At 38.6% G+C, this 25,109-nt stretch carries 24 protein-coding genes and 1 other annotated feature; of the genes, 7 read left to right on the forward strand and 17 right to left on the reverse strand.

Features of this window, described 5'->3' with window-relative positions; genetic code table 11:
• Positions 1–24 precede the first annotated feature (24 nt).
• The 6 genes from LCF45_RS23270 to LCF45_RS23295 form a co-directional block, all read right to left on the reverse strand.
• Positions 25–1,038 carry a molybdopterin-synthase adenylyltransferase MoeB gene (locus LCF45_RS23270; protein ID WP_002067678.1) on the reverse strand — a complete coding sequence of 338 codons (1,014 nt, stop codon included), beginning with the start codon at positions 1,036–1,038 and terminating at the stop codon, positions 25–27.
• Between the two features lie 16 nt (positions 1,039–1,054).
• Positions 1,055–2,068 (reverse strand): GTP 3',8-cyclase MoaA, encoded by a 1,014-nt coding sequence (moaA, locus tag LCF45_RS23275; RefSeq protein WP_002129486.1) that lies wholly within the window; start codon positions 2,066–2,068, stop codon positions 1,055–1,057.
• A 197-nt stretch (positions 2,069–2,265) separates the two neighbouring features.
• Positions 2,266–5,043, reverse strand: coding sequence for a BclA-related collagen-like exosporium protein (locus LCF45_RS23280; RefSeq protein ID WP_263894306.1), 2,778 nt, complete (start codon positions 5,041–5,043; stop codon positions 2,266–2,268).
• 154 nt (positions 5,044–5,197) lie between these two features.
• The gene (locus LCF45_RS23285; protein ID WP_002184807.1) at positions 5,198–5,521 is read right to left on the reverse strand and encodes a hypothetical protein; all 324 of its coding nucleotides are present in this window, start codon (positions 5,519–5,521) and stop codon (positions 5,198–5,200) included.
• Positions 5,522–5,541: 20 nt separating this feature from the next.
• Positions 5,542–5,766: a spore germination protein gene (locus LCF45_RS23290; RefSeq protein WP_002184806.1), complete on the reverse strand. Its 225-nt coding sequence runs from the start codon at positions 5,764–5,766 to the stop codon at positions 5,542–5,544.
• Between the two features lie 231 nt (positions 5,767–5,997).
• On the reverse strand, positions 5,998–6,303 hold the full coding sequence (locus LCF45_RS23295; RefSeq protein WP_000141214.1) for a rhodanese-like domain-containing protein: 306 nt from the start codon (positions 6,301–6,303) through the stop codon (positions 5,998–6,000).
• Positions 6,304–6,502: 199 nt separating this feature from the next.
• Here LCF45_RS23295 and LCF45_RS23300 point away from each other — a divergent pair, with 199 nt between their 5' ends.
• Positions 6,503–6,685: a hypothetical protein gene (locus LCF45_RS23300; protein ID WP_002129493.1), complete on the forward strand. Its 183-nt coding sequence runs from the start codon at positions 6,503–6,505 to the stop codon at positions 6,683–6,685.
• A gap of 48 nt (positions 6,686–6,733) precedes the next feature.
• On the opposite strand, the gene LCF45_RS23305 is transcribed toward LCF45_RS23300, so the two are convergent.
• Positions 6,734–7,858, reverse strand: coding sequence for a homoserine O-acetyltransferase family protein (locus LCF45_RS23305; protein ID WP_002184805.1), 1,125 nt, complete (start codon positions 7,856–7,858; stop codon positions 6,734–6,736).
• Positions 7,859–8,010: 152 nt separating this feature from the next.
• On the opposite strand from LCF45_RS23305, the gene LCF45_RS23310 reads away from it, so the two are divergent.
• The 5 genes from LCF45_RS23310 (at position 8,011) to LCF45_RS23330 (ending at position 13,068) form a co-directional block, all read left to right on the forward strand.
• Positions 8,011–10,098: a spore germination protein gene (locus LCF45_RS23310; protein WP_263894307.1), complete on the forward strand. Its 2,088-nt coding sequence runs from the start codon at positions 8,011–8,013 to the stop codon at positions 10,096–10,098.
• Positions 10,099–10,114: 16 nt separating this feature from the next.
• Positions 10,115–11,209, forward strand: coding sequence for a spore germination protein (locus tag LCF45_RS23315; protein ID WP_263894308.1), 1,095 nt, complete (start codon positions 10,115–10,117; stop codon positions 11,207–11,209).
• Positions 11,185–12,264, forward strand: a complete 1,080-nt coding sequence (locus LCF45_RS23320; RefSeq protein WP_002167534.1) for a Ger(x)C family spore germination protein — start codon at positions 11,185–11,187, stop codon at positions 12,262–12,264. The genes LCF45_RS23315 and LCF45_RS23320 overlap by 25 nt, the downstream gene beginning before the upstream one ends.
• 91 nt (positions 12,265–12,355) lie before the next feature.
• Positions 12,356–12,541, forward strand: coding sequence for a hypothetical protein (locus tag LCF45_RS23325; protein ID WP_000038778.1), 186 nt, complete (start codon positions 12,356–12,358; stop codon positions 12,539–12,541).
• A 98-nt stretch (positions 12,542–12,639) separates the two neighbouring features.
• Positions 12,640–13,068, forward strand: coding sequence for a pyrophosphohydrolase domain-containing protein (locus LCF45_RS23330; protein ID WP_002167533.1), 429 nt, complete (start codon positions 12,640–12,642; stop codon positions 13,066–13,068).
• Between the two features lie 165 nt (positions 13,069–13,233).
• Here the strand turns inward: LCF45_RS23330 and LCF45_RS23335 are convergent, their stop codons facing one another.
• A complete protein-coding gene (locus tag LCF45_RS23335) occupies positions 13,234–14,232 on the reverse strand; it encodes a VrrB protein (RefSeq protein ID WP_263894309.1) in 999 nt (332 codons plus the stop codon).
• Between the two features lie 166 nt (positions 14,233–14,398).
• Here LCF45_RS23335 and LCF45_RS23340 point away from each other — a divergent pair, with 166 nt between their 5' ends.
• Positions 14,399–14,827 (forward strand): GNAT family N-acetyltransferase, encoded by a 429-nt coding sequence (locus tag LCF45_RS23340; protein WP_263894310.1) that lies wholly within the window; start codon positions 14,399–14,401, stop codon positions 14,825–14,827.
• Positions 14,828–14,854: 27 nt separating this feature from the next.
• Here the strand turns inward: LCF45_RS23340 and leuS are convergent, their stop codons facing one another.
• The 9 genes from leuS to LCF45_RS23385 form a co-directional block, all read right to left on the reverse strand.
• A complete protein-coding gene (gene leuS, locus LCF45_RS23345) occupies positions 14,855–17,263 on the reverse strand; it encodes a leucine--tRNA ligase (RefSeq protein ID WP_002167530.1) in 2,409 nt (802 codons plus the stop codon).
• 65 nt (positions 17,264–17,328) lie between these two features.
• Positions 17,329–17,547, reverse strand: a binding site (T-box leader).
• A 198-nt stretch (positions 17,548–17,745) separates the two neighbouring features.
• Positions 17,746–18,939 (reverse strand): MDR family MFS transporter, encoded by a 1,194-nt coding sequence (locus LCF45_RS23350; protein ID WP_002167529.1) that lies wholly within the window; start codon positions 18,937–18,939, stop codon positions 17,746–17,748.
• Positions 18,940–19,129: 190 nt separating this feature from the next.
• Positions 19,130–20,353, reverse strand: a complete 1,224-nt coding sequence (locus LCF45_RS23355) for a cation:proton antiporter (RefSeq protein ID WP_263894311.1) — start codon at positions 20,351–20,353, stop codon at positions 19,130–19,132.
• Between the two features lie 3 nt (positions 20,354–20,356).
• On the reverse strand, positions 20,357–20,854 hold the full coding sequence (locus LCF45_RS23360; RefSeq protein ID WP_001026048.1) for a cation:proton antiporter regulatory subunit: 498 nt from the start codon (positions 20,852–20,854) through the stop codon (positions 20,357–20,359).
• A gap of 34 nt (positions 20,855–20,888) precedes the next feature.
• Positions 20,889–21,455 (reverse strand): tyrosine-type recombinase/integrase, encoded by a 567-nt coding sequence (locus LCF45_RS23365; RefSeq protein ID WP_000454225.1) that lies wholly within the window; start codon positions 21,453–21,455, stop codon positions 20,889–20,891.
• Between the two features lie 345 nt (positions 21,456–21,800).
• Positions 21,801–23,660, reverse strand: coding sequence for an FtsX-like permease family protein (locus LCF45_RS23370; RefSeq protein WP_002129517.1), 1,860 nt, complete (start codon positions 23,658–23,660; stop codon positions 21,801–21,803).
• 16 nt (positions 23,661–23,676) lie between these two features.
• Complete coding sequence (locus LCF45_RS23375) at positions 23,677–24,438, reverse strand: ABC transporter ATP-binding protein (RefSeq protein ID WP_002129519.1); 762 nt, start codon at positions 24,436–24,438, stop codon at positions 23,677–23,679.
• A gap of 129 nt (positions 24,439–24,567) precedes the next feature.
• Positions 24,568–24,717 carry a hypothetical protein gene (locus LCF45_RS23380; RefSeq protein ID WP_001129345.1) on the reverse strand — a complete coding sequence of 50 codons (150 nt, stop codon included), beginning with the start codon at positions 24,715–24,717 and terminating at the stop codon, positions 24,568–24,570.
• 15 nt (positions 24,718–24,732) lie between these two features.
• Complete coding sequence (locus LCF45_RS23385) at positions 24,733–24,996, reverse strand: YtzC family protein (protein ID WP_002089099.1); 264 nt, start codon at positions 24,994–24,996, stop codon at positions 24,733–24,735.
• Between the last annotated feature and the right edge of the window lie 113 nt (positions 24,997–25,109).

Below are 25,109 nucleotides of genomic sequence, written 5' to 3' on the forward strand. Positions count from 1 at the left end.
AACCTAAAGGATTCCCCTTTAGGTTCAACCTATATATCTTGCATATAGTCGTTTCGCAACATTCATATCATTCGTACCATGAATAAACGCCCTGCCATCTGTAAATAAAACAAAACGATATTCTTCCACTGGAAATGATAATAAATACGGCGTTGCTTTTACATCCACACTTTTTTGTAAGCGCTTTTTAATTTCTTCTAAATTAAAACCCTGACGCACACCTGGACGGATTTGAACTGTATTTCGCCCACATAATACTTCTGTTTTCGTTTGTGCTTCAAATGTTAAACTCGGATATGTACGTAACTTTCCACAGGATAAACATGTATCCTTTTTCTGCCTATTCACTTTAAATGCCATCTGTTGATTATTCCAAAGATCAAATGATAGCATCGTTTCACGAAGTGCCTCAAAATCTTCTACTAATATTTTCAAGGCTTCCGTTATTTGATGTGCAACTACTAATTGCACTGCTGGCTGTATAATACCGGCCGTATCACATGTCGCTCCGCTCGCCGGATGTTCCATTAAACATCGAAAACACGGCGTTTTTCCTGGCAAGATTGTATAAGTTACTCCGTAACTTCCAACACATCCTCCGTATATCCATGGAACGTTATACATCTGGGATATATCATTAATAAGAAGGCGCGTTTCAAAATTGTCTGTCGCATCTAATATTAAATCTACACCTTTAATTAACTCTTCCATTTCTTGCACCGTTACATCAGTCACAACCGGTACAATTTCTACTTCGGAATTAATTGCCTTTAAATGTTCTGCTGCCGCTATTGCTTTCGGCTTATAATGCTTCGCATCTTCTTCTGTATATAATTGTTGCCTTTGTAAATTACTCCATTCTACATAATCACGATCCGCAATTGTAATTTTTCCAACACCTGCTCTAACAATTGCTTCTGCATTCGCTGCTCCGAGCGCACCAGCACCGATGACGAGCACGTGCTTCCCTCTTATTTTCCGTTGCCCTTCTTCCCCAACACCAGAAAATAACATTTGTCTTGAATATCGCTCTTGCATACGACATCCCCCTTTCTTATCCTCCTATATAAGACATTTCAATTTTCGGACGATTTTTCGCACTTTCTTCTGTCCGTTCATCTGAATATCGATCTTTTCTATTCTCCCATACATATTGTATAGCTTTTAATAACTCATTATCCGAAAGGTTTTCCCTGAGAAGTTTCCTTAAATCCATTCCTTCTGTCGCAAACAAGCAAGTATAAAACTTTCCATCTGCCGAAATTCTTGCTCTCGTACAAGAAGAACAAAATGACTCAGAAACGGAGGTAATAAAACCAACCTCTACATTCGTTCCAACGTATCGATACCGCTTCGCAACCTCACCAAAATAATGAGCTTCAGCTGGCTCAATTGGATACACCCCATGAATCATATCAATTAATTCTCGTTTCGTAATAACTTGATCAAAATTCCATCCATTCGTACTGCCAACATCCATAAACTCAATAAATCTAAGCGTGATTCCTTGTTCTTTAAAATACGTAGCAACCGGAAGTACTTGATGATCATTCATTCCTTTTTTTACAACCATATTTACTTTCACTTCAAGGCCTGCTTCTTTCGCTGCCATAATTCCTTTTAACACTGGCTTCGTATTCATATTCCGGCCATTAATTGCGCGGAACACATTATCATCTATCGCATCCAAACTAACATTTACTCGGTGTAACCCAGCTTCTTTTAACGCCTTCGCTTGCTTCGTTAAATGAATCGCATTTGTCGTTAATCCTATATCTACTAAACCGTCAATTTTCACGAGACGTTCGATAAGTTTTGCTAAGTCCTTACGGAGCAAGGGTTCGCCACCAGTAAGTCTAATTTTCCGTACACCGATGCTAACAAATACTTTTGCTAATCGCTCTATTTCATCAAATGTCAGTAAAAACTCATCTTTCAAAAAAGCATAATCAGGACCAAACACTTCGGCTGGCATACAATACGTACACCGTAAATTACAACGATCAATGACAGAGATGCGTAAATCTTGAAGTGGGCGTCCGAAAAAATCTTTAACCTTCTCCTGCATCGCCACTCTCCCTTTCTGCCAAATTTATACCTCTCTTCATTCTATTATAATATATTTTTGAACCGCGATGTTTTTGCTCAAGTGAATAAAGTGAAACTTTAATCAGTGGGGGTTTTGTCCATCCCCACTGATTATTAGCCCACAAATAGAGGGATAAAAAACCTTGAAACATAAAAGTTCCAAGGTTTTTTTGCTTATTAACTTAATCTAATAATAGTTAGAGTAGCTCCTGGCGTTGTCGTAGATAATGTAGCCACTGCAAGTAATCCAAATAACTGTAAACTAATAGCAGAGCCCGCAGCTAAATTACTAATAATTGTCGCATTAAATTCACCTGTAGCCACTGCCGGTGAATTTATTGTTCCTGCTAGCGGACTTCCATTTACAGTTATACGCGAACTTACAAGTAAAGCTGCCGTTATATTAATTGTGTAGGCTATATAATAATTACCTGCATTTGTAACGGTAAACACAGTATTTCCACCACTAACTGTTATTCCCGGTCCAATATTTTGATTGTTCGGTAATGGTATATTCGTACCGCCTAACAACACGGAAATAGCACTTCCTGAAGTATTATTTGCAAAGGAATACGTTGCAGTTGTACTAACTCCAGTCACCCCGGTCGCTCCTGTTGCTCCTGTTGCTCCCGTTGCTCCCGTTGGACCTTGGATTCCTTGTGAACCTGTCGCTCCTGTTGCCCCCGTTGGACCTTGAATTCCTTGTGAACCTGTCGCTCCTGTTGCTCCCGTTGGACCTTGAATTCCTTGTGGGCCTTGTGGGCCTGTTGGACCTGTGTCCCCGGTTGGTCCTTGTGGACCTTGTAAACCTTGCACACCTTGCGGACCTGTTGGACCTATTTCTCCTTGCACACCTTGTATTCCGGTTGGGCCTTGTGGACCAGTCGGACCTTGCACTCCTTGTATCCCTTGAATTCCCTGTGGGCCTTGTGCTCCGGTTGCACCTGTTGCCCCTTGTATCCCTTGTGGGCCTTGACCTCCTTGGATTCCTTGAGGACCTGTTGGACCTTGGATTCCTTGCGGGCCTTGAATTCCTTGCGGCCCTTGATCTCCCGTTGCTCCCGTTATACCTTGGATCCCTTGTGGACCTTGAACACCTTGCGGACCGGTTGGGCCTATGTCTCCTTGTACTCCTTGTATTCCTTGTGGGCCCTGTAAACCCGTCACTCCGGTTGCTCCTATATCTCCAGTTGCTCCGGTCACACCCGTCGCCCCTGTTGCTCCCGTATCTCCTACTCCTCCCGTTACACCTGTCGCTCCTGTCGGACCAGGTGGTCCACCGGATGGACCTGTCACTCCTGTTGGTCCCGACGGACCTGTTGGACCACTCGGCCCTGCTGGCCCTCCGGAAGGTCCTGTTACCCCTGTTGAGCCTGTTACGCCCGTTGGGCCTGTAGTTCCCTCACCAGTCGCTCCCGTTGCCCCTGTATCTCCGGTTACTCCCGTCGGACCTTGGATTCCTTGTATTCCTTGTGGACCTTGAACACCTTGCGCTCCCGTCGCACCTATTTCTCCTTGTATTCCTTGCACTCCCTGTGGCCCCATTGGCCCTGTTGGGCCAATTGTACCTTGAGGACCTTGCACTCCTTGTGGACCCTCTGGCCCTGTTGGACCAATTTGTCCTTGTATCCCTTGTATTCCTTGAATCCCTTGTGCTCCTGTCGCTCCCGTCGTCCCCTGTATACCTTGCACTCCCTGTATACCTTGCTGACCTTCTGGACCTGTTGCACCTACCGGTCCCACCGGTCCTTGTATTCCTTGCTGTCCCTCTGGCCCCGTTGGACCAATTGGACCTTGTACTCCTTGTATTCCTTGCGGGCCCTGCAGTCCTTCTGGACCTTCTGGACCTGTTGGCCCCAATTCACCCATCGGTCCTTGGATTCCTTGTATTCCTTGTGGACCTGTTGCTCCTATTGGACCTTGTACTCCTTGTATTCCTTGAGGCCCTTGCTCTCCTGTTGCTCCTGTCACTCCTTGAGGTCCTATAGCCCCCTGTATACCTTGTGTTCCTTGATCTCCCGTCGCTCCCGTTATCCCTTGAATCCCTTGTACTCCTTGTATTCCTTGTTCTCCCATTATTCCAGTCGGACCAGGAATACCTTGAATCCCCTGCGGACCTTCTGGTCCTGTTGGTCCAAGTGGCCCTTGGATCCCTTGTATTCCTTGTGAGCCCTGTATCCCAGTTGCTCCTGTACTTCCCGTCGGACCTGTTGCACCAGCTACTCCTGTACTTCCTGTCGCCCCAGTATTTCCTGTCGATCCAGTTACTCCCGTACTTCCACTCGGTCCGCCTCCTGGACCTGTTGCACCAGTTGGACCTGTTGGGCCAGGAGGTCCTCCTGACGGACCGGTTCCCCCTGTTGAACCTGTAATTCCTGTTGGGCCTGTAACCCCCTGACCAGTTGCTCCAGTTACCCCTGTACTTCCACTCGTCCCTTGTGGACCAATAAGCCCTTGCACTCCTTGGGGGCCAGTTGCACCCGGTACCCCTTGCACTCCTTGAATTCCTTGAGGTCCCTCTGGACCAGTAGCTCCAATCGGCCCCTGTAATCCCTGTATCCCCTGTATACCTTGTGCCCCAGTCGCTCCGGTTGGACCAATTGGACCTTGAATTCCTTGCACGCCCTGCAAACCTGTTGCTCCCGTTGCTCCTACTGGTCCCCTAAATCCCTCAGGCCCTTGTTGTCCTTCTGGTCCTGTTGCTCCTATTTGTCCAGCTGGCCCTTGAATCCCTTGCACTCCTTGCGGTCCTGTCGGTCCCATCTCTCCCATCGGACCTTGAAATCCTCTTGGTCCTTGAGGGCCCGTTGGACCTTGTGGACCTGTTGGGCCTGTAATCCCTATACCCGTAAATCCAGTTGGAACAGGAGGAAAAGTAGGCCCAATAAGTTCTGGTGGAATTCTAAAATTAGAGTTTAACGAATGTTGTTTCCCTTTATTATCACGCTCTTTCACATTTTCACCACCTACAAACCATCTTTTTACATGAAACAAAACTCTTCTTTTTAATCTATTTACAAAAGCAATCTCCAAGACTACTTTTATTAGACTCTAATTTATTTTATGAAGTGAATTTTTTAATTAAATTAATAAAAACTCCCCTAATTTCCTAGGGGAGTCCAGCTGTTGAATCCATATTATCTGTATTAGGGACAGCTTGCGCTATACCCGATACATTTACACTTTGCCCCATATTTGTTCCTGTTAAAGTACCAGCAGGGGTACCCCGTGTATATGTTGTCGTCACCGAATCTCCTGGCTGTAAACAAAGCTTCGTCTCCGTCCCTATTACTGTAACAACATCAATCCAAGTGCAACCCGTTGAACCACTATACGATTTCGTAGCAGTAAATGAAGTATCACTCAAATTGTCACCTGTAAATATATTCCCAGTATTATTAACGATAATAAATTCTTTAATACGTGCAGGCATACTTACACTCTACCTTTCCTTTATGCACCTAATGTACGTGTACTCGTCGCTAATGGCGGAAGAAACACTGATGTTCTAATCACAGCTTCTGGCTGTCGTTTCCCATTTAAAAAAATAGCCGCACTCGATCCTCCAGCACCAGCATATATTTTTGCCACAGCTAAAGGTGAGATATCATAACAGTCACCGACATTAACAGCTCCTGTATTATTTATAATTTTTACTTTACGCATGTTAATCCCCATTTACCTATCCCCCTTTTATCCCACTATTTGCGGGCAGTAAGACTCCCACCTCAAAATTTGGCTGGAGCAAAGAAATTAGGTGAGAGTCGGGCTGCCCGTAAACGCCCGATTGGTGAAGGCTAATAATCAGTCGGGATGAACAAAATCCCCACTGATTAAAGTTTCACTTTATACACTGTATGCAAAAGAAAAAAACTTGAAACAGACTCGTTTCAAGTTTTTAACAATTAACTATTTCGTTTCACCTTCATATTGAAGCATACCGCCAACCATATTCACTGTTTTAAATCCTTGCTCATTTAAATAATGGCATACATTTTCACTACGCATTCCCGAACGGCAAATAAAGATATATTCATTCTCTTTCTCAAAGAAATCCACTTTATTTGGAATATCGCCCATTTTAATATGTACAGCCTCTGGAATTTTCCCTGCCGCTACTTCTTCATCTTCCCTTACATCTACTAAAAATAATGTTTCTCCATTTTCTAAACGCTCTTGCACTTCTTCTGTAGTAATTGTTTTTACTTCTGTCATATGTAGTTCCTCCTTATATACAATAAAACCTTCAGTTTCTTCTTTAAACAATCATTTCTCATCAATTTTAGCACGCGAAGGAAGGAACGCAAAGAATGGAACATTTATTTCTCAATTTTCCAGCAAAACTTATTCTTTACAAACATAACTGACGCATTGTATCCTCAATATACTTGTTTGATGAAAGGAGCCAGTTAAAATGACACTTTTTCTTTTCATTATGGGCATCATTTTCTTAGTTTTTGCAGTTATTGCTCTTAGTATGAAAAATAATAAAAAGATAAAATCCCCTCAAGAAATGTCATTCTTATTTCTATTACTTAGTATAGCTTTCTTCGGTTTATCAATCGCTTCATATATTTTCCGTCTGCAAATCATGTAAAAAAAGGTGCCTACTATAAATCATGCACCTTTCCATATTAATTATTTCCTACACAAAACTAGATACTTTCCGGTTTAAAAACTCATAAATTTTCTTTTCAAATAAATGAACATCTAACGCTCCTGCCATATGCCCATTTATGCTTTCTATCTCATATACTTCTGCGTACTTCCCTTGCTTTTGCAAAATGTCTACCATTTTATAATTATAACGAGGTGGCTGAAGTAAATCTTGTTTGCACGGAATCATGAGTACATTCGCTTCTATATTAGAAAGAGCCTCTTCTAAAGAAGAAAATCCATGCGCAATATCATGTAATAAGACTGCTTTCGCAGTGTACATCCACGAATTTGCATCTACTAAATCTATACTTTTGCATGTCACTTTATTAATCTCTTTCTCAAATGATGTTAATGCAGAAAATTCCTGATAAGGTGCCATTTCTATACTGTTCCGCGGGAATGCCGTTTCATAAAAATGTTCATCAAACGCATTCATAAACATCATTCGATTTGCTAAATGAAGACCCTTCGTTGGCTGCTCTTCTCCATACTTTCCACCTTTCCAGTTTGGATCAAGCTGAATTGCTTCAATCGCATTTTGCGCTACATTTCCCGACGTTATAATTGGATTTTGTGGATTCGTAATAACTCCAATCACTCGCTCTACCATATGAGGATAGTGAACAGCCCATTGCTGCGCAATCATCCCACCTGCCGACGGTCCCATTACAGCATGTAGCCTAGCAATCCCCATATCTTTTATTAACTCATATTGCATACGTGCTACATCTAAAAATGTGAAGACTGGAAAATCCATCGCATACTCAAAGCCAGTCATCGGATTTATCGATTTTGGTCCCGTTGTAATTACGTAGGGGTTCTTGACCTGTACATTACAAAGGTTATCAGTACATATAACGAAATATTTATTTGTATCAATTGCTTTCCCTGGTCCAATTAATCCATCCCACCAACCAGCTTCCTCATCATACTCTGTATATTTTCCTGCCGCATGACTTGTTGCACTAAAATAGTGACAAACCAAAATCGCATTTGATCTTTCTCTATTTAAAGCACCATACGTCTCATACCCCATTTGAACAGGAATCTCCCTACCATTTTCAAACACAAATTCTTTTAAAACAAACTTCTCCTTTTTTACAATTTGCACAGACTCGCCTTCTTCCCGTCATATTATGAACTGCTTACTAAAGGATTTTTTCTATACAAACCAATCTCCTCCTTCTTTTCATAAATAAATGAATAATATACAAAATTAGCCACAAAATAGCACTATATTACAAGATCAAAGAGGGCATACATATGATTTGGAATTGGTTACGTAAGAAAAAAAACTCAAATACAAAAGAGACAGATGATTCGAAACAACAGCTGGATGATCAAAAGGAACATAACAAAGATAAGAATGGCGAGCCAAAAAGTACGGAACAAACTGAGGATTCTTCTCAAAACAAACAGCAAAATTCTAAACAAGAAGATTCTTCTCAAAACAAACAACAAAATTCTAAACAAGAAGATTCTTCTCAAAACAAGCAACAAAATTCTAAACAAGAAGATTCTTCTCAAAACAAGCAGCAGAATTCTAAACAAGAAAATTCTTCTCAAAACAAACAACAAAATTCTAAACAAGAGGATTCTTCTCAAAGCAAACAGCAAAATTCTAAACAAGAGGATTCTTCCCAAAACAAACAACAAAGTTCTAAACAGGAGGATAATTCTCAAAACAAACAACAAAGTTCTAAACAGGAGGATAATTCTCAAAACAAACAGCAAAGTTCTAAACAAGAGGATAATTCTCAAAACAAACAACAAAGTTCTAAACAAGAGGATAATTCTCAAAACAAACAACAAAGTTCTAAACAAGAGGGTTCTTCTCAAGACAAACAGCAAAGTTCAGGAAGTAACAGCATTTATGACTTTAGCAAGCCAGCAAATGACCATATCCATTCTCTACAAGATTTAATAGAGAAGCTGAAACAGTCTAGTGATTTTGTTAATTACCACACATCTGACGATGAAGCGATGCCTTATTGGATTTCTTACTATCGGCCTTCACTTGATGGTGAGAAATTGCAAAAGTATTTAATGCCTACTCTAATGGAACGTCCTTGCGCTCCATTAGAAGAATTAAAAGAACATATTCCGATGAGTGGTATTACAATTACGAACGACTTACAAAAAATTGAGGACATGGTTTTAAAAGGCCATGCAATTATTCAATTAAATCAGCAAGATCAAAAGTGTATGCTTGCAAATATTGCAATTGATAATTATCGTGCACCAACTCCTCCATTAAATGAATCAACCGTTATCGGACCTCAAGAAGGCTTCGTAGAGGATATTGATACGAATATTAATTTAGTAAGAAAACGCCTTCCTGTTTTAGAGTTACAAACAAAAGAAATGATTATCGGAGAGTTCTCAAAAACAAAAGTCGTTATGATGTATTTAAATAACTTAGCTGAGAAAGATAATGTAGATTTTCTAGAGGAATCATTACGCGCTCTTGAATATGATCAAATTAACGATAGTGCTTATATACAAGAATTAATGGGTGAAAAGTCAATTTTCCCACTCTATATAAATACAGAACGCACTGATAGAGTCACAAAAGCACTTATTGATGGAAAAATCGCTATTTTTGTTGATGGTTCTCCAAGTGTCCTATTAACACCTGTATCATATTTCGACTTTTTCATTTCACCAGAAGACTATAACGTTTCTTGGTTATACGCTACATTCTCAAGGATTTTAAGATTGATCGCTGTTCTATTCTCAATTTGTGCAACTCCATTATACGTTGCAGTTTTGAATTATCATTATGAATTAGTTCCGAGTGATTTACTTGAAACATTGATTTTATCAAGGGCTCAAGTACCATTTCCCCCTTTAATAGAAGCACTTTTCTTGGAACTTGCGATTGATTTATTAAGAGAAGCTGGCGCGCGATTACCTATGAAGGTCGGACAAACGCTCGGTATTGTAGGCGGTATCGTAATCGGGCAAGCGTCCGTGCAAGCTGGTTTAACGAGTAATATTTTATTAATTATCGTTGCCTTATCAGCGTTAGCTTCCTTTATTACGCCCATTTATAAAATGGGTAACGCCGTTCGTTTACTGCGTTTCCCATTTCTCGCCTTTGCAGAAATAGGTGGTCTATTTGGCATCTCTCTTGGATTTATCTTTTTATTTACCCATCTTTTCAGACTAACTTCTTTACGTAAACCGTACGCGCTTTTTTATCCAACTAGACAACAATCAATGAAAGATTCATGGATTCGTTTTCCATTAACGATGATTGATACAAGAGATGTACAAGCGAGACCACAGCATGTGAAAAAGTCAGCAAAAGGAATTTCAACAAAACATAGATCGGATTTTGATGATTAAGAAATGAGGTGCATTGATGAGTAAAGTTCAAGAAAAATATCAAATATCTCCCATCTTTGTTTTCTTCTTAATTCACAGTGCACAGTTTGGTGCTGGTGTTCTCGGATTCGCTCGTATTATTGCAAAGGCAGCTGGATACGACGGCTGGATGGGAGTTTTAATTACAGGAATCGGTATCCATATTCTTATATGGATGATGTATTTCTTATTAAAAGAAACAAACGGAAATTTAATTGATTTACATCGGCAAACATTTGGGAAATGGCTAGGAAACGGCATTAGCATCATCTTTATGGCTTATTTTTTTATTGTGAGTATCTCGGTCGTTAGAACATATGTCGAAATTATTCAAGTATGGATGTTTCCTAGTGCATCCACCTGGATGCTCACATTCTTTATATGTTTAATAAGTTATTACATTATTTCATCAGGCTTCCGCGTCATTACAGGAATTTGTGTCATTTCTGTTGGTGGAACCTTAGGATATCTTTTTCTAAGTCTTTTTATTTTGAAATTCTCACATTGGGATAATTTACTTCCGATGTTTTCACATTCTTTTACCGATATTTTGAAAGCGGCCAAACTATCTATTTATAGTATGACAGGGTTTGAAATTTTTCTTATGGTTTATCCGTTTGTTAAAGAGCCAGAGAAGTCCCATAAATTCGCACAATATGGGGCATTATTCTCTAACTGCTTATATTTGTTCAGTACTATTCTCGCTTTTACTTTCTTTAGTGAAAAACAACTACTCAAAACAATTTGGTCTCAACTTTCAATGACACAAGTTATTAAGCTTCCTTTTATAGAACGACTTGAGTATATTGCTATTTCCGCTTATGCTCTCGTTATTGTTACGAGCTTTATTCTACCTTTATGGGCCGCTACTAGAGGAACTCATGAAATCTTTCGTGTTAAGCAACGTGGCATTTTAATCGCCTTTATGCTTATCACCTTAGTTGTTTCACAACTTTTAACGAACAGGCATGATATTAATGATTTTATTAGCAATATATCTAAAGTTAGTTTTTGGCTTATATATGTATACATCCCAATTCTATTTATTATTGTGTGGGTGAAAAGAAAATGGAAAAAACCAAAAGAAAATTAATACTTCTTGTTTGCATCAGTATCTTCAGTCTAACTGGTTGCTTACAAAAAAATATTATTGATGATGTTCAACTCATTCAAGGAACTGTCTTCGATACAGCAAAAGATAATAAAGTAAAAGTTACATTCGTTTGCCCCATACAAAAAAAGGGAAATAAAGTTCAAATTTATGAAGGAACAGGAAACGCAGTAAAACAAGTAAAGGCAGATACATCTTTAGAATCTTCGCAACCGTTCGCAAGCGGTCAAATGCGTGTTGCCTTATTCACAACAAAGGTTGCTAAAAAAGGATTATCCACCTCCTTTGACACATTAATTCGTGATGTGAATATTGGTAATTCACTGTATGTGGGACTATTAGAAGGAAGTGGTACTGAACTATTTAAAGGAAAATACAGTACATCTTATAATGTTGCAATTTATATAAAAAAAATGTTAGAACATAATATGGAAACCGGCCCTTTACCAACTGACAATTTATATTTAGGTGCTTTTCGGTACTACCGTGAAGGACAAGATTCTTATATGCCTATCCTGAAAAAACATGGAGATAAAATAAAAATTACTGGTATCGGTCTCTTAAAAAAGGATAAGTTAGTTGGAACAATCAAGTACCAAGATATGTTTGTTTTCAAAGGACTACTAGAAAAGCACCGCTTAGACTCACATGAATTTAAAACCAATCCTGGCTATGCAATGATTAATAATATCCGTTCCGTCCCTACCTACGAAGTAAACATAAAAAACGGAAAACCTTCTTTCTATATTCATGTGAAAATGGAAGCTCGTATTCAGGAGCTCTCTAGAAAATTTAATTTAGAAAACAAAAAAAATACAACAAAAATAGCTAAGTCAGTCGAAAAACAATTAGATGCGAAAGCTACAAAACTAATTAAACAGTTTAAATCTCTAAATGTTGATCCCCTTGGACTTGGAGCAAAATATAGACAACATTATCGTCCATTCAAATTAGAAGAGTGGCGAAGAATGTATAAAGATGTCCCTATTAAAATAAAATACACCGTAAATATTACAAATTCTGGTGTGATTGAATAAGTTAATGATTGAACTCCCCTCTCTGGCATGGTACAACGGAGAAGGGAGTTTTTATTTTTAAATAGAGAAAAGGATATTTACGGGGGAGCTTATGTCTAAAAAATTAGTAAAGCCTATTTTAAACGGTATTTTATTTCTCGGCGTCTTTTTATTTGCTCATACATATTTAAAAAATGTTTCTTTTACTCGTTATTTACTTGTCGTTATACCAATGCTACTCATCGGAATGTTTGGCATTGATCTTATTTTATCCATTTTAATTAAGAAAGAAGAATAACGAGCGAACATCTTATTTCTCATAAGATGTTCTTTTTATTTAATAACTACCTTATGTTACAATAAACTTCGGCATAACGTAAGAAAGGATGAAACAACATGACAAACGAAAAAGGTTTAGATAAAGGATTCGAACTTGTTGCAAAAATGCATGAAGAATTCGGACATCCTGTAACAAATACTCCAACAAAACTAACAGAAGAGCGCGCAAAAATCCGTGCAAGTTTTATGCAAGAAGAACTAGAAGAATTTCTAGAAGCAACGACTGTTGAAGATCAATATGATGCACTTATTGACCTTATTTACTTTGCATTCGGAACGTTTGCAGAAATGGGCGTACGTCCAGATAAAGGATTCGAAATTGTAAACAACGCAAACATGGCAAAACTATTCCCTGATGGAAAACCTCGATTCCGTGAAGGCGACGGCAAAATTCTAAAACCAGAAGGCTGGCAAGCACCAGAACCACAACTTCGCGCTGAAATTGAACGTCAGCGCCAAGAGGCATTAGCAAACGCAGGAAAATAATAAAGAATCAGCTGCTAGGAATATTCTTAGCAGCTTTTTTGTACTATCATTCACAGGTCATGAACTTCGTGTTTTACTACTCAATATCACATTTCAAAATGCAAATATATTTTTCTTCAAAATAAAAAATCCCCTTGCGCACAAGAGAATTTTTCATGTAATTCATTAATGTCCCACATGTCCAGCATGACCCGCTGCTCCAGCTGTAATTCCAGCTGTTCCCGCTGCAGTTCCAGCTCCTCCACCGTACCAAATTTGTTGTTGTCCTTGATGCTGCTGACCTTGGTGATGATGTTGACCTTGGTGATGATGTTGTCCTTGATGCTGCTGACCTTGGTGATGATGTTGACCTTGGTGATGATGTTGACCTTGGTGATGGTGTTGACCTTGGTGATGGTGTTGACCTTGGTGATGGTGTTGACCTTGGTGATGCTGTTGACCTTGGTGTGTTTGGAAAAGAACCGCTTGCGGATGAATTTGGTGTTGACCATGATGATGTACTTGTTGCTGATGATGCCCTTGGTGTTGACCATGATGATGTACTTGTTGCTGATGATGCCCTTGGTGTTGACCATGATGTTGATGCTGGCCGTGATGTTGGTGATGGCCGTGATGTTGGTGATGGCCGTGATGTTGGTGATGGCCATGATGTTGGTGATGGCCGTGATGTTGGTGATGGCCATGATGTTGGTGATGACCGTGATGACCGTGATGTTGGTGATGCACATGATGACCGTGAACACCTTGAGGGAAGCCACCGACTCCACCAGCTACAACACCGACGCCAGGTACAGGAAATCCTGTTTGTACGCCTCCCACAAAAGATGGAAATGTAGTTGGCATACCTACTGGTACTCCTCCTTGTGCTCCTCCTACGAAAGATGGAAATGTAGTTGGCATGCCTACAGGCACTCCTCCTTGTGCTCCTCCTACCAATGTCGGAATTCCTGTCTGTGCTCCAGCCACTGACGTCGGAAATCCTCCAGCTGCTCCTCCCATCCAACTTGGGATTCCACCATATCCGTGTTGACCATCTCCTCCCATCCAACTTGGGATTCCACCATACCCGTGTTGACCATCTCCTCCCATGAACATCATTTGTCCATAACTATCCGATCCACCTCCGAAGAAGCCATGTGGTGCATTATTGTCCATCCCTTTCATTCCTTTCACCTCTTCTGCTCAATTTAACCTACCTTTTTTATCATATTTCCTATAGAAGAATAGGTGTTTGTCTATATGGGAATTCCGCACCTTTTTCTTCGTTCTTCATTCGTGATAGGATTAATTGACTGATTATTCTTTCCTTATAAAAAAGGGGGCATTTCCATTGGAGAACGTAGCAAAAGCTTCAATCGACGATTTAGATTCAATCGTACATATAGATATAGATGTGATCGGAGACGATAGTAGACGAAATTATATTAAACACGCTATTGATGAAGGAAAATGCATAATTGCAAAAGAGGACAATTCTATTTCCGGTTTTCTAACATACGATACGAATTTCTTTGGTTGTACTTTCCTCTCATTAATAATTGTTTCGCCAACTAAAAGAAGACAAGGTCATGCAAGCTCATTAATCTCATATATGTTAAGTAATTCTCCTACTCAAAAAATATTTTCTTCAACGAACAAATCGAATACAAATATGCAAAAAGTTTTTAAAGCAAATGGATTTATGCGTAGTGGAATGATCGAAAACTTAGATGAAGGTGATCCTGAGCTTATTTTTCACGCAAAAAAGCTCAGAGCATAAACGCTCTGAGCTTTTATTAATAATTAATTAGTTTGCAACAACGTTAACAAGTTTTCCAGGAACAACAATTACTTTACGAACTGTTTTTCCTTCAATTTGTTCTTTGATTGCCTCAAGTGCAAGTTGTTCCATTTCTTCTTTTGATGCGTCTTTACTCATTGTTAGTTTTGTGCGAACTTTGCCCATAATTTGAACAACGATTTCAACTTCATCTTCTACAAGTTTAGACTCATCAAATGTTGGCCAGCTTGCATATGTGATTGTTTCACTGTATCCAAGTTTGCTCCATAGTTCTTCCCCGATGTGAGGTGCAACTGGTGCAATCATTTTTACGAAACCTTCTACATATTCTTTCGGAAGTGTTTCAGCTTTGTATGCATCGTTGATGAATACCATCATTTGAGAAATCGCTGTGTTGAAGCGAAGCTCTGCATAGTCTTCTGTTACTTTCTTCACTGTTTGGTGGTAAGCTTTTTCAAGATCTTTGTTTGGTGCATCAGTAATTTTCTCACTCAATTCACCGTTCTCTTGAATGAATAGGCGCCATACGCGGTCTAGGAAGCGACGAGCTCCGTCAAGACCATTTTCAGACCAAGCGATTGAAGCATCTAATGGTCCCATGAACATTTCGTATAGACGAAGTGTATCTGCACCGTGGCTTGCTACGATATCATCAGGATTTACAACGTTACCTTTTGATTTACTCATTTTCTCGTTGTTTTCACCTAAGATCATACCTTGGTTGAATAATTGTTGGAACGGTTCTTTCGTTGGAACTACACCGATATCATATAATACTTTATGCCAGAAGCGAGCATATAGTAAGTGAAGTACAGCGTGCTCTGCTCCACCGATATAAATATCAACTGGAAGCCATTGTTTTACTTTATCAGGGTCTACAAGTGCTTCGCTGTTGTTTGGATCGATGTAGCGTAGGTAGTACCAGCAGCTACCAGCCCATTGCGGCATTGTATTCGTTTCACGACGACCTTTTTTACCAGTTTCAGGATCAACAACATTTACCCACTCTTCAATGTTTGCAAGTGGTGATTCACCTGTACCTGAAGGACGAATATTCTCTGTTTTCGGAAGAACTAATGGTAATTCTTCTTCTTTCACAGCTGTCATTGTACCATCTTCCCAATGGATTACTGGAATTGGCTCACCCCAGTAACGTTGGCGACTAAATAACCAGTCACGTAGACGGTACGTTACTTTTTGATTTCCTGCGCTTGTTACTTCAAGCCACTCAATCATTTTTACAATTGCTTCTTCTTTATTTAAACCATCAAGGAATGCTGAGTTTACGTGCGCACCATCACCTGTATATGCTTCTTTCGAAATGTCTCCGCCTTTTACAACTTCCTTCATTGGAAGATTGAACGTTGATGCGAATTCATAGTCACGCTCATCGTGAGCTGGAACTGCCATTACAGCACCTGTTCCGTAAGTTGCAAGAACATAATCAGCGATCCAGATTGGTAATTTCTCACCGTTTACTGGGTTAACTGCGTAAGCACCAGTGAATACACCAGTTTTTTCTTTCGCAAGTTCTGTACGCTCTAAATCGCTCTTCATTTTAACAGAGTTAATGTAAGCTTCTACAGCTTCTTTTTGTTCTGGTGTTGTAATGTTAGCAACAAGTGCATGCTCTGGAGCCAGTACACAGTAGCTTGCTCCAAATAGTGTATCAGGACGCGTTGTGAAAACTGTGAACTTCTCATCTGTACCGTCGATGTTGAAGTGTACTTCTGCACCTTCAGAACGACCAATCCAGTTACGTTGCATGTCTTTTAAGCTTTCTGGCCAATTAAGCTCATCTAGATCTTCTAATAGACGATCTCCGTAAGCTGTAATTTTTAACATCCACTGTCTCATCGGACGACGCTCAACTGGATGTCCACCACGCTCACTCTTACCGTCAATGATTTCTTCGTTTGCAAGTACTGTACCAAGTGCTGGGCACCAGTTTACAGGTACTTCATCAACGTAAGCTAAACCTTTTTCAAATAGTTTTAGGAAGATCCATTGTGTCCACTTGTAGTAGGTTGGATCTGTTGTATTTACTTCACGATCCCAATCGTAAGAGAAGCCTAATGCTTTAATTTGATTACGGAACGTATTAATATTAAGCTCTGTAAATTCAGCCGGGCTGTTCCCAGTATCAAGTGCATATTGCTCTGCTGGAAGACCGAATGCATCCCATCCCATTGGATGAAGAACGTTATATCCTTGCATACGCTTCATACGAGATAAAATATCTGTCGCTGTATAACCTTCTGGATGACCTACGTGTAAGCCTGCACCTGATGGATATGGGAACATATCTAGTGCATAAAATTTTGGTTTTTCTGTTTCATCTGGCGTACGGAATGTTTTATTCTCTTCCCAATGCCCTTGCCACTTCTTCTCAATTTCTTGATGATTAAAGCTCATGAGATACCCTCCTTGAAATTCTATTTATTTTCACCGCCCAAAATACAAAAAACCTCTCATCCCTAGAAAGGGACGAGAGGTTATAGATTCCCGCGGTACCACCCTAAATTAATGTAATAAATACATTCGCTTAGATCCGTAACGTGGATTAACGGCAATTGCTACTAATGATTTCACAACTGCAACTCAAAGGCGAGTTCATAACGAAACGTGGATTGACTTGCACCGACCGTCAACTCTCTAAACCAGCTTCTATTACTACTACTCCTTCTCACTGTTATTACAAATATGAGTTAATGTGAACTACCCACCACTTAGTATCTCTTAAGAGCTTACTTGAAGCGAGGGCTTCTCGGTTAATCGTTACTCTTGCTAACTAACGAATTCGTCTTAGGACAGCCGAGCTAACTCCCTTGTTCCAAAGGATATTTTATTACTATTTATTTAAATATATTCTAAAACATGTTGCATGTTCCGTCAAACTAAACTGCAATTTTTTCTTCAACTGTTTCTTCTACTTTTACTCGTCTATCATAAATACTCGTTGCTATAAGCGCTACTACAAGCATTACCATGATCGCAATAAACAATACTTCCATATTGTATAAGTCAACAATCGCTCCGCCAACGACCGGTCCGAACATTTTCCCTACAGTCGCTGCGCTATTTACAACACCTTGATAAAATCCTAGCTTATCTTTCGGTGCAAGTATATTTGCGATGGTCGGAACTGCCGGCCATACGAATAATTCACCAATTGTTAATGTCACCATCGCAATGAGAAACATCGTAAATTGCTGCGCTTGGCTTAAAACAATAAACGACGCCGCAAAAATGACGATTCCAATCATAATTTGTTGTTTTAAAGAACGCTTCATCCAGCGAATTAACATACTAACAAGTGGCTGCGCACAAACAATCATCGCTCCGTTTATCGTCCATAATAAACTATAATGGCGGAGGCTAATATCTAATTCTCGCATATGAGTCGCAATTGCCCCTTGCCACTGTACGTATGTAACCCAGCATAAAGCATATGCTACACATACGATTAGAAGCGCTTTGAAGCCAGGTGTAAGTGACCAACCTTTTTTCGTTTCGGCTTCTTTTTGTACCTCTTGCTCTTTTTTTGCTTCCATACCACGAAATCCAATAAACGCAATTAAGAAGAAAATAAAATATAAAATAAAGTTCGCTAAGAAAATATAATCAAAACGATAAGACGCAACTAATCCACCGCACGCTGTTCCAATCGCAATCCCAACGTTTTGTCCAACATACATTGCATTGAACGCTCGTCTCCCGCCTTCTGGCCAAACCGTACCGACCATCGCATACATCGATGGAAATACCATTCCAGAACCGAATCCGATTAATGCTAGCCACACAACATATAATGGCCAACCATGGAAAAATACAAGACCTAAAATCGATACAAGTGTAATGACAATCCCTACTAAAATTGATTTATAACCGCCCCATTTATCAAATAAAACACCGCCGAGCAAGTTTCCGATTACACCAGTAAGCGAGTTGATCATTAATACCATTCCGGCTACTGATAAAGATTTCCCTAAACTATCATGTAAGTAAATTGTATTAAAAGGCCATAAAAAAGAAGCACCCGTGACATTAATAATCATCCCAGCTACTAATAGCCATACTTTCCTTGGCATAGTCTCCCCTCCTATTCTCTTTTTTTCGTTCATATATATAACAGTAAAATTGTAGTCGTTTTTAAATAGGAAGGCAACTGATTAATAGTTGATGAAATTCAGATAATAGCACAAAGACGATTAGAATGTATTCTAATCGTCTTTGTAAAATATTAATCTATAAATAATGGAATCGTTCCCTCGCGAAAGGTTATCCAACTTCCTTTTTACGTTTTGCACTTTCTTTCGCACTCCATTTAAATATTTTGTCTAGTAGAGAGTATATTCTCCCAGACTCCTTCGTTAATAATGGCCCTAGCGACGCCAATATTAAAACATATAAAGCTGAGAATGGTTTAATCGTTGCCATTAAGCCACCCGCTATTCCGAGATTCGCGACAATAATAGAGAATTCCCCACGTGATATAAGTGTTAAACCGATATTCGTAGAAGCCTTATGCGATAACCCGGCTTTACGCCCTGCAATCATTCCAGCTGTAAAATTACCGATGAGAGTAATGAAAACTGCTCCTAATGCCAACCATACTGCTCCTCCAAGCGAAAACGGATCTATACTTAAACCGAAGCTGAAGAAAAATATAGCTCCAAAGAAATCACGAAACGGGACGACGAGATGCTCGATCCGGTCACTATACTCTGTTTCTGAAAAGACGAGTCCTAACAATAAAGCCCCAATCGCTTCCGCAACATGAATTGTTTCTGAAAATCCTGCTACAAAGAATAAAATAGCGAATATTACGATAATAAAAATTTCGTTTGACGAAATATCTAATACTTTATTTAGGAACGGCGTAGCTTTTCTAGCGATTACAAAGAATAGTAACATATATCCTACTGCGATTAGTACGGATGTAAGAGCACCTACAAATGATGTTGCACCTCCGAGTACTAATCCTGAAACAACTGATAAATATACAGCTAAAAAGATATCATCAAACATAATGATTCCTAAAATTAGCTCTGTCTCTTTATTACCAGATCTTCTTAAATCAACGATTACTTTCGCTACAATTGCACTCGATGAGATTGTAATAATTCCAGCAATAATTAATGTTTCTAGTAAGGGGAAGCCCATAACATATCCATAAAGTAAACCTAATATGAAATTAAGCGATATATGAACACTACCCCCAAAAGCAATCGACTTTCCTGATTTAATTAATTTTTTTATTGAGAATTCTAAGCCTAAATAGAATAGGAGGAATATGACGCCTACACGGCCGAGGAAGGAAATAACTTCTCCGCTTTCAATAAACCTTAAATCGATAAGTCCTAAATCTGGGGCATGAGGCCCCACTAACATACCGAGTATAATGAGAAACGGAATAATCGAGAACTTTAACTTCGCAGCGAGGATAGCTGCAAAAGCTACTAATACTAACGCAGTTCCAACTTCAAAAATTAAAGTATCCATCGATTAGGAATCACCTCCTGCTGAAAGCAATTCATTAATAATTCTTTTCACTTCATGTCTTTCACCCGACAATACGAGCATATCGCCAGCTTCAATAATAGAGTCTGGACCTGGATTAAAGAATTTCTTCATATTCTTTTTCAAAATAGCAATAATCGTTACGTTATACGTTTTTCTGACATGTAAGCTACCAATTGTTTGTTGTACTACTGGTGCATTATTCTCCACCTTAAACCATTCAATTGATAATCCTTCAAAAGCCATCTCAATTGTGTCTAGCGCTTGCGGCCTATATACCATTCCGCCTAATATAGCCGCAATTTGTCTCGCTTCAGAATCACGAAGAGAAATGCTTGAAATACTCTCATCGTGATCCGCATCAAAATGATACATTTCTCTTCGGCCATCATCATGAATAACGATAACCATTTTTTCATTACCTTTTGTTATCACTTCGAATTTACACCCAATGCCCGGTAGTTCACTCTCTCTAATATTCATATTTTCCGCCTCCTAAAGTTTTTAGTTACGGCTTTTACAAATCTACATCAATCTCTGTTTTAAACTTCTCATCTTTTGAGATTCCTAAATACTTGAGCGTTTCTGATGGAGTTGCGTGATGAAAATGCTTTTGCAATAGCGCAATCGCTATTCCTCTTTTGTACGCATGAAATCCAAATGTTTTTCGCATTGAATTCGTTCCAATCTTTCCAACAATCCCAACCGCTTCAGCTGCGCTATGGATAACACGATATGCTTGTTGGCGTGAGATTGAATTTGTCGTTTTATTAGATTGAAATACGTAGTTTTCTCTTTGAGCATCAATAGATTTTACATACTCTAAAAGGGCTTCTTTTACTTTTGTATTTAAATAAATATCTTGTTTAAATTTTTCATCTTTCACAGGAAGAGAATAAAACTCTTTAACAGTCTTATCTTCATTTAATACCTCTTCAAATTTCATACTAAGTAGCTCAGTAATCTTTAATCCAGTGTTAATTCCAATAACAAATAAAAGATAATCTCGCTGCGAGTGCTCTTTTAAGTACTTTTTCATAGCCTCAATTTGGCTTATATCTTTTAATGCCTCTACAACTTCCATACATGTATCTCCTCATCTTATGAACGGTAATTTTCTCATTATCCTGTCCATTTTACCTTATCATGCTATGAGATTTCCATGTATTATCCATTATTTTCACAATATACTCTTACGACAATTTTTCATTTGGAAATTTATGATTGTACAAATACGGTGTGGGTAGAAAAAATAGGGGGAGTACAAGTTCAGCTTCTTCCTACAGATCGGATTCCTCCTTTCATTTTTCGGTTGCTGATACTTTCATATTATGTTACTTATTTACATTATATTATATATTTCAGTAACATTAAAGTGTTTTTTCTGAAAATACAAAAAGCCGAGCACTTTCACTCGGCTTTTTACCTATTAATCTTCTTTTGGAAGAACAATTCCTTTATACAATTGAACTGTAATGAAGTAATAAATCGCATAAATAACTACGAAAATTACGATTGGTACCCAAATACGGAAGTAAGGATCCATTAAAATAAATCCGAAAATATTCATACCAACTAATACGTGAGCGATCCCCACAATTGCTGGGAATAAGAATACTAAGAATAATTCTTTATAAATCGATTTCGTTAATAACTCACGACGCACACCGATTTTGCGAAGCATTTGATAACGCGTAATATCTTTTGATGCACCAGAAAGAATTTTAAACATTAAACAACTTGCCATCATTGCTAAGAACGCAATTCCAAGGAAGAATCCCATAAATACTGTTCCACTCGCAATGCCGTAGAATCCATTGTAAGATTGATATTTACTATCTAATCTTTCAGCTTTTACATTTTTATATTTAACTAGCTGCAACTCGTCAAGTTTTTTCCATTCTTTTGTGTATGCTACAAAATCGTCTGTTTTTCCAGTAACTACGATTCCTTCTTTACCATTTACAGTATCGTACATTTTCTGATCTACAATTTTAATTGCATGATCTTCATATAGATAAAATGGCTGAATTGTTCTGAAAGCCTCGTTCCATTCTTCTGGAAGTTCTTTAGCACTCGCATCTTTTTCATTCATTTCTCTAGAAACTGCACCTACTGGTAGTTCCTCTGAAACTTTCTTTATTTTTCCTAAATCCTTCATACTTTCCATCTGTTTTGTATCTTGTACGAAAGGAGGTTTTTTCTCTAAATCTTCTTTTACATAATAAACGTATTTATTATCAACTTTGTAACGATATTCATTTTTCTCTTTAAATGTAATACCATCTAAAATTTTCTTTTCTTCAGCTGTTGGGTTATGAATAACTGAATCATATATTACTAAACCATCAACCATTTTTATAACGTTATTTTTAAACGCCATACCACCTGAAATTGCACCCGCTCCAAGAGCAACTAACATCGCTACCGTTGCAAGTACTTTCGTTAAGCTATTAATACGGAAATTTAATTGTGCAAACGTAAAAGCATTAAGTCCTTTTTCACTACGCTTTTTATTACTCTTTAACTTTCTAATGATAACTGGGAGAAGTGATCCAAATAGCATGTAAGTACCAGTTGTTGTTGTAATTAATGCAATAAGGATTCCCATTTCTCTTAGTTTTTCCATGTAAATCATTGATGCATAGCCAATTCCTAATAAAATAACCGCAAGGATTGCAACGACACCTGTCATTTTTCCTTTTACCGCAACACGTTCTGTTTGTGCATCTGCATGTACAAGTTGCAGTACTGAAATACGTGATAACTTAATACTGTTCATAATTGCTGATAATACAAATAATGCAAAGAAGAAAATGCAAGTAACAGTCATAGATGGTAGATAAAATGCCTTATAGCCTTCACCAGCAAATTCTAATTGTTTCATTAATAACTGTCCGATACCTTCTGCAAGTCCTACACCAACTGTAAGTCCAATCGCAAGAGACGCAGCACCTAATACAATCGTTTCAATAAACATAAGTAATGTAACTTTATGCTTTTTTGCACCTAACATCATGTACATACCAAACTCTTTTTGACGAAGAGATAATAAGAAAGAGTTTGCATATAAAATGTAGAAGAACGTTATAATTGCTAATAAAAATGAACCTGCTTGGAATACGAAACCAATAGACTTAATAACAGAATTGGATTCGATAAACGCTTTATTCAGCGCTAACGTTTGGAACATATAAAAAATTGAAATCGACATGACAAGACCAACAAGTAAGACAATATAATCTTTCAGCTTACTCTTTAGCCCTGACATGGAAAGTTTAAATAACATACTGGAACCTCCTTTCTTACGCTTTTTGTGTACCTAAATCTGCAAGTACATCTAAAATTTCTTTGTAGAACTCTTCACGCGTACCACCGCGATGAATTTCTTTATATAGCTCACCATCTTGAATGAATAAAATACGCTGACAGTAACTTGCACTATATGGATCATGCGTAACCATCATAATAGATACGCCTTGTTCTTCATTTAAGTTTGTCATCGCATCAAGTAAACTTGCTGCATTTTTCGAATCAAGAGCTCCTGTTGGCTCGTCTCCTAAAATAATTGCCGGCTCATGCACTAGTGCGCGTGCTGCTGCTGAACGCTGTTTCTGTCCACCGGATACTTCAGTTGGATACTTTTGAAGAATTTCTGTAATCCCTAACATATCCGCTACTTTCTCTACTTTCGGTCCAATATTACGTGATGAAACACCTTGAAGTGAAAGTGGAAGTGCAATGTTCTCATAAATAGATAAGTTCTCTAATAAGTTGAAGTCTTGGAAAATGAATCCTAACTTTTGCGAACGGAAATCAGAAAGCTCACCCTGCTTCATTTTCGTAATGTCCGTACCCGCAATTTCAACAACGCCGCCCGTTGCTTTATCAAGCGTTGAAATTACATTTAATAATGTCGTTTTACCAGAACCAGAAGGTCCCATAATCCCAACAAATTCACCCTCTTGAATTGAGAATGATACGCCTTTTAATGCGTGTGATTGGTTCTCACCTTTTTTACCGTACACTTTTTGAACGTTTTTCACGTCTACAACTGGTTTCGTCATATATATCCTCCTACGTTTGTTTTTCCATTACCTATTTTGCTCCTTTTGGAAGTAAACTGCTATTTGTTAACATTACAATTACCTTACACTTTTGTAATAAAATAAAACCAGGTCGTATTTCGACCTGGTTTACTCTGATTGCTTCGATCTTTGAGGTTGTCCTTTTTTACTGTTACGCTGTTTCACTTGAACAACTGGATCAAGTTCATTTGAAAATTCAGCGTTATGTCCATTTTGCGTTTTTTGCTCTGGATTATTTTGATCTGAACGTTTCGCCATTACATTCACTCCTTATTAGTGCGGTGTAATAATCATTTGATGTTGCAATTGGCGAATTGCCATACGTGCTCTATTTAATTGCTCACGTTGCTCATCATTCGCATGTTGCTGCATAGTTTGTAAGTCGTTATATGCTTGTTCTAATTGTAACTGAGCATCCGAATACTCCATCGTATTGTAATGCTCTTGTCTCATGCCTTGGTCTAATTGTTCTTTCGCATATTCCACCGCTTGTTCTGCCTGTGTAATATACTCTTCAAGTGATTGACGCTCTGCCATAATTGTCCCTCCTTGCTTCAATTCCCCTTTAGTGTGTCCCTTCCATATGAACCTTATGAGTATGTTATAATGGATTTTGTTTCATCCCGCATTAACGGGCAGTAAGACCTCTA

Source organism: Bacillus sp. 41-22 (genome assembly GCF_025809295.1).
Classification (GTDB): Bacteria; Bacillota; Bacilli; order Bacillales; family Bacillaceae_G; genus Bacillus_A; species Bacillus_A mycoides.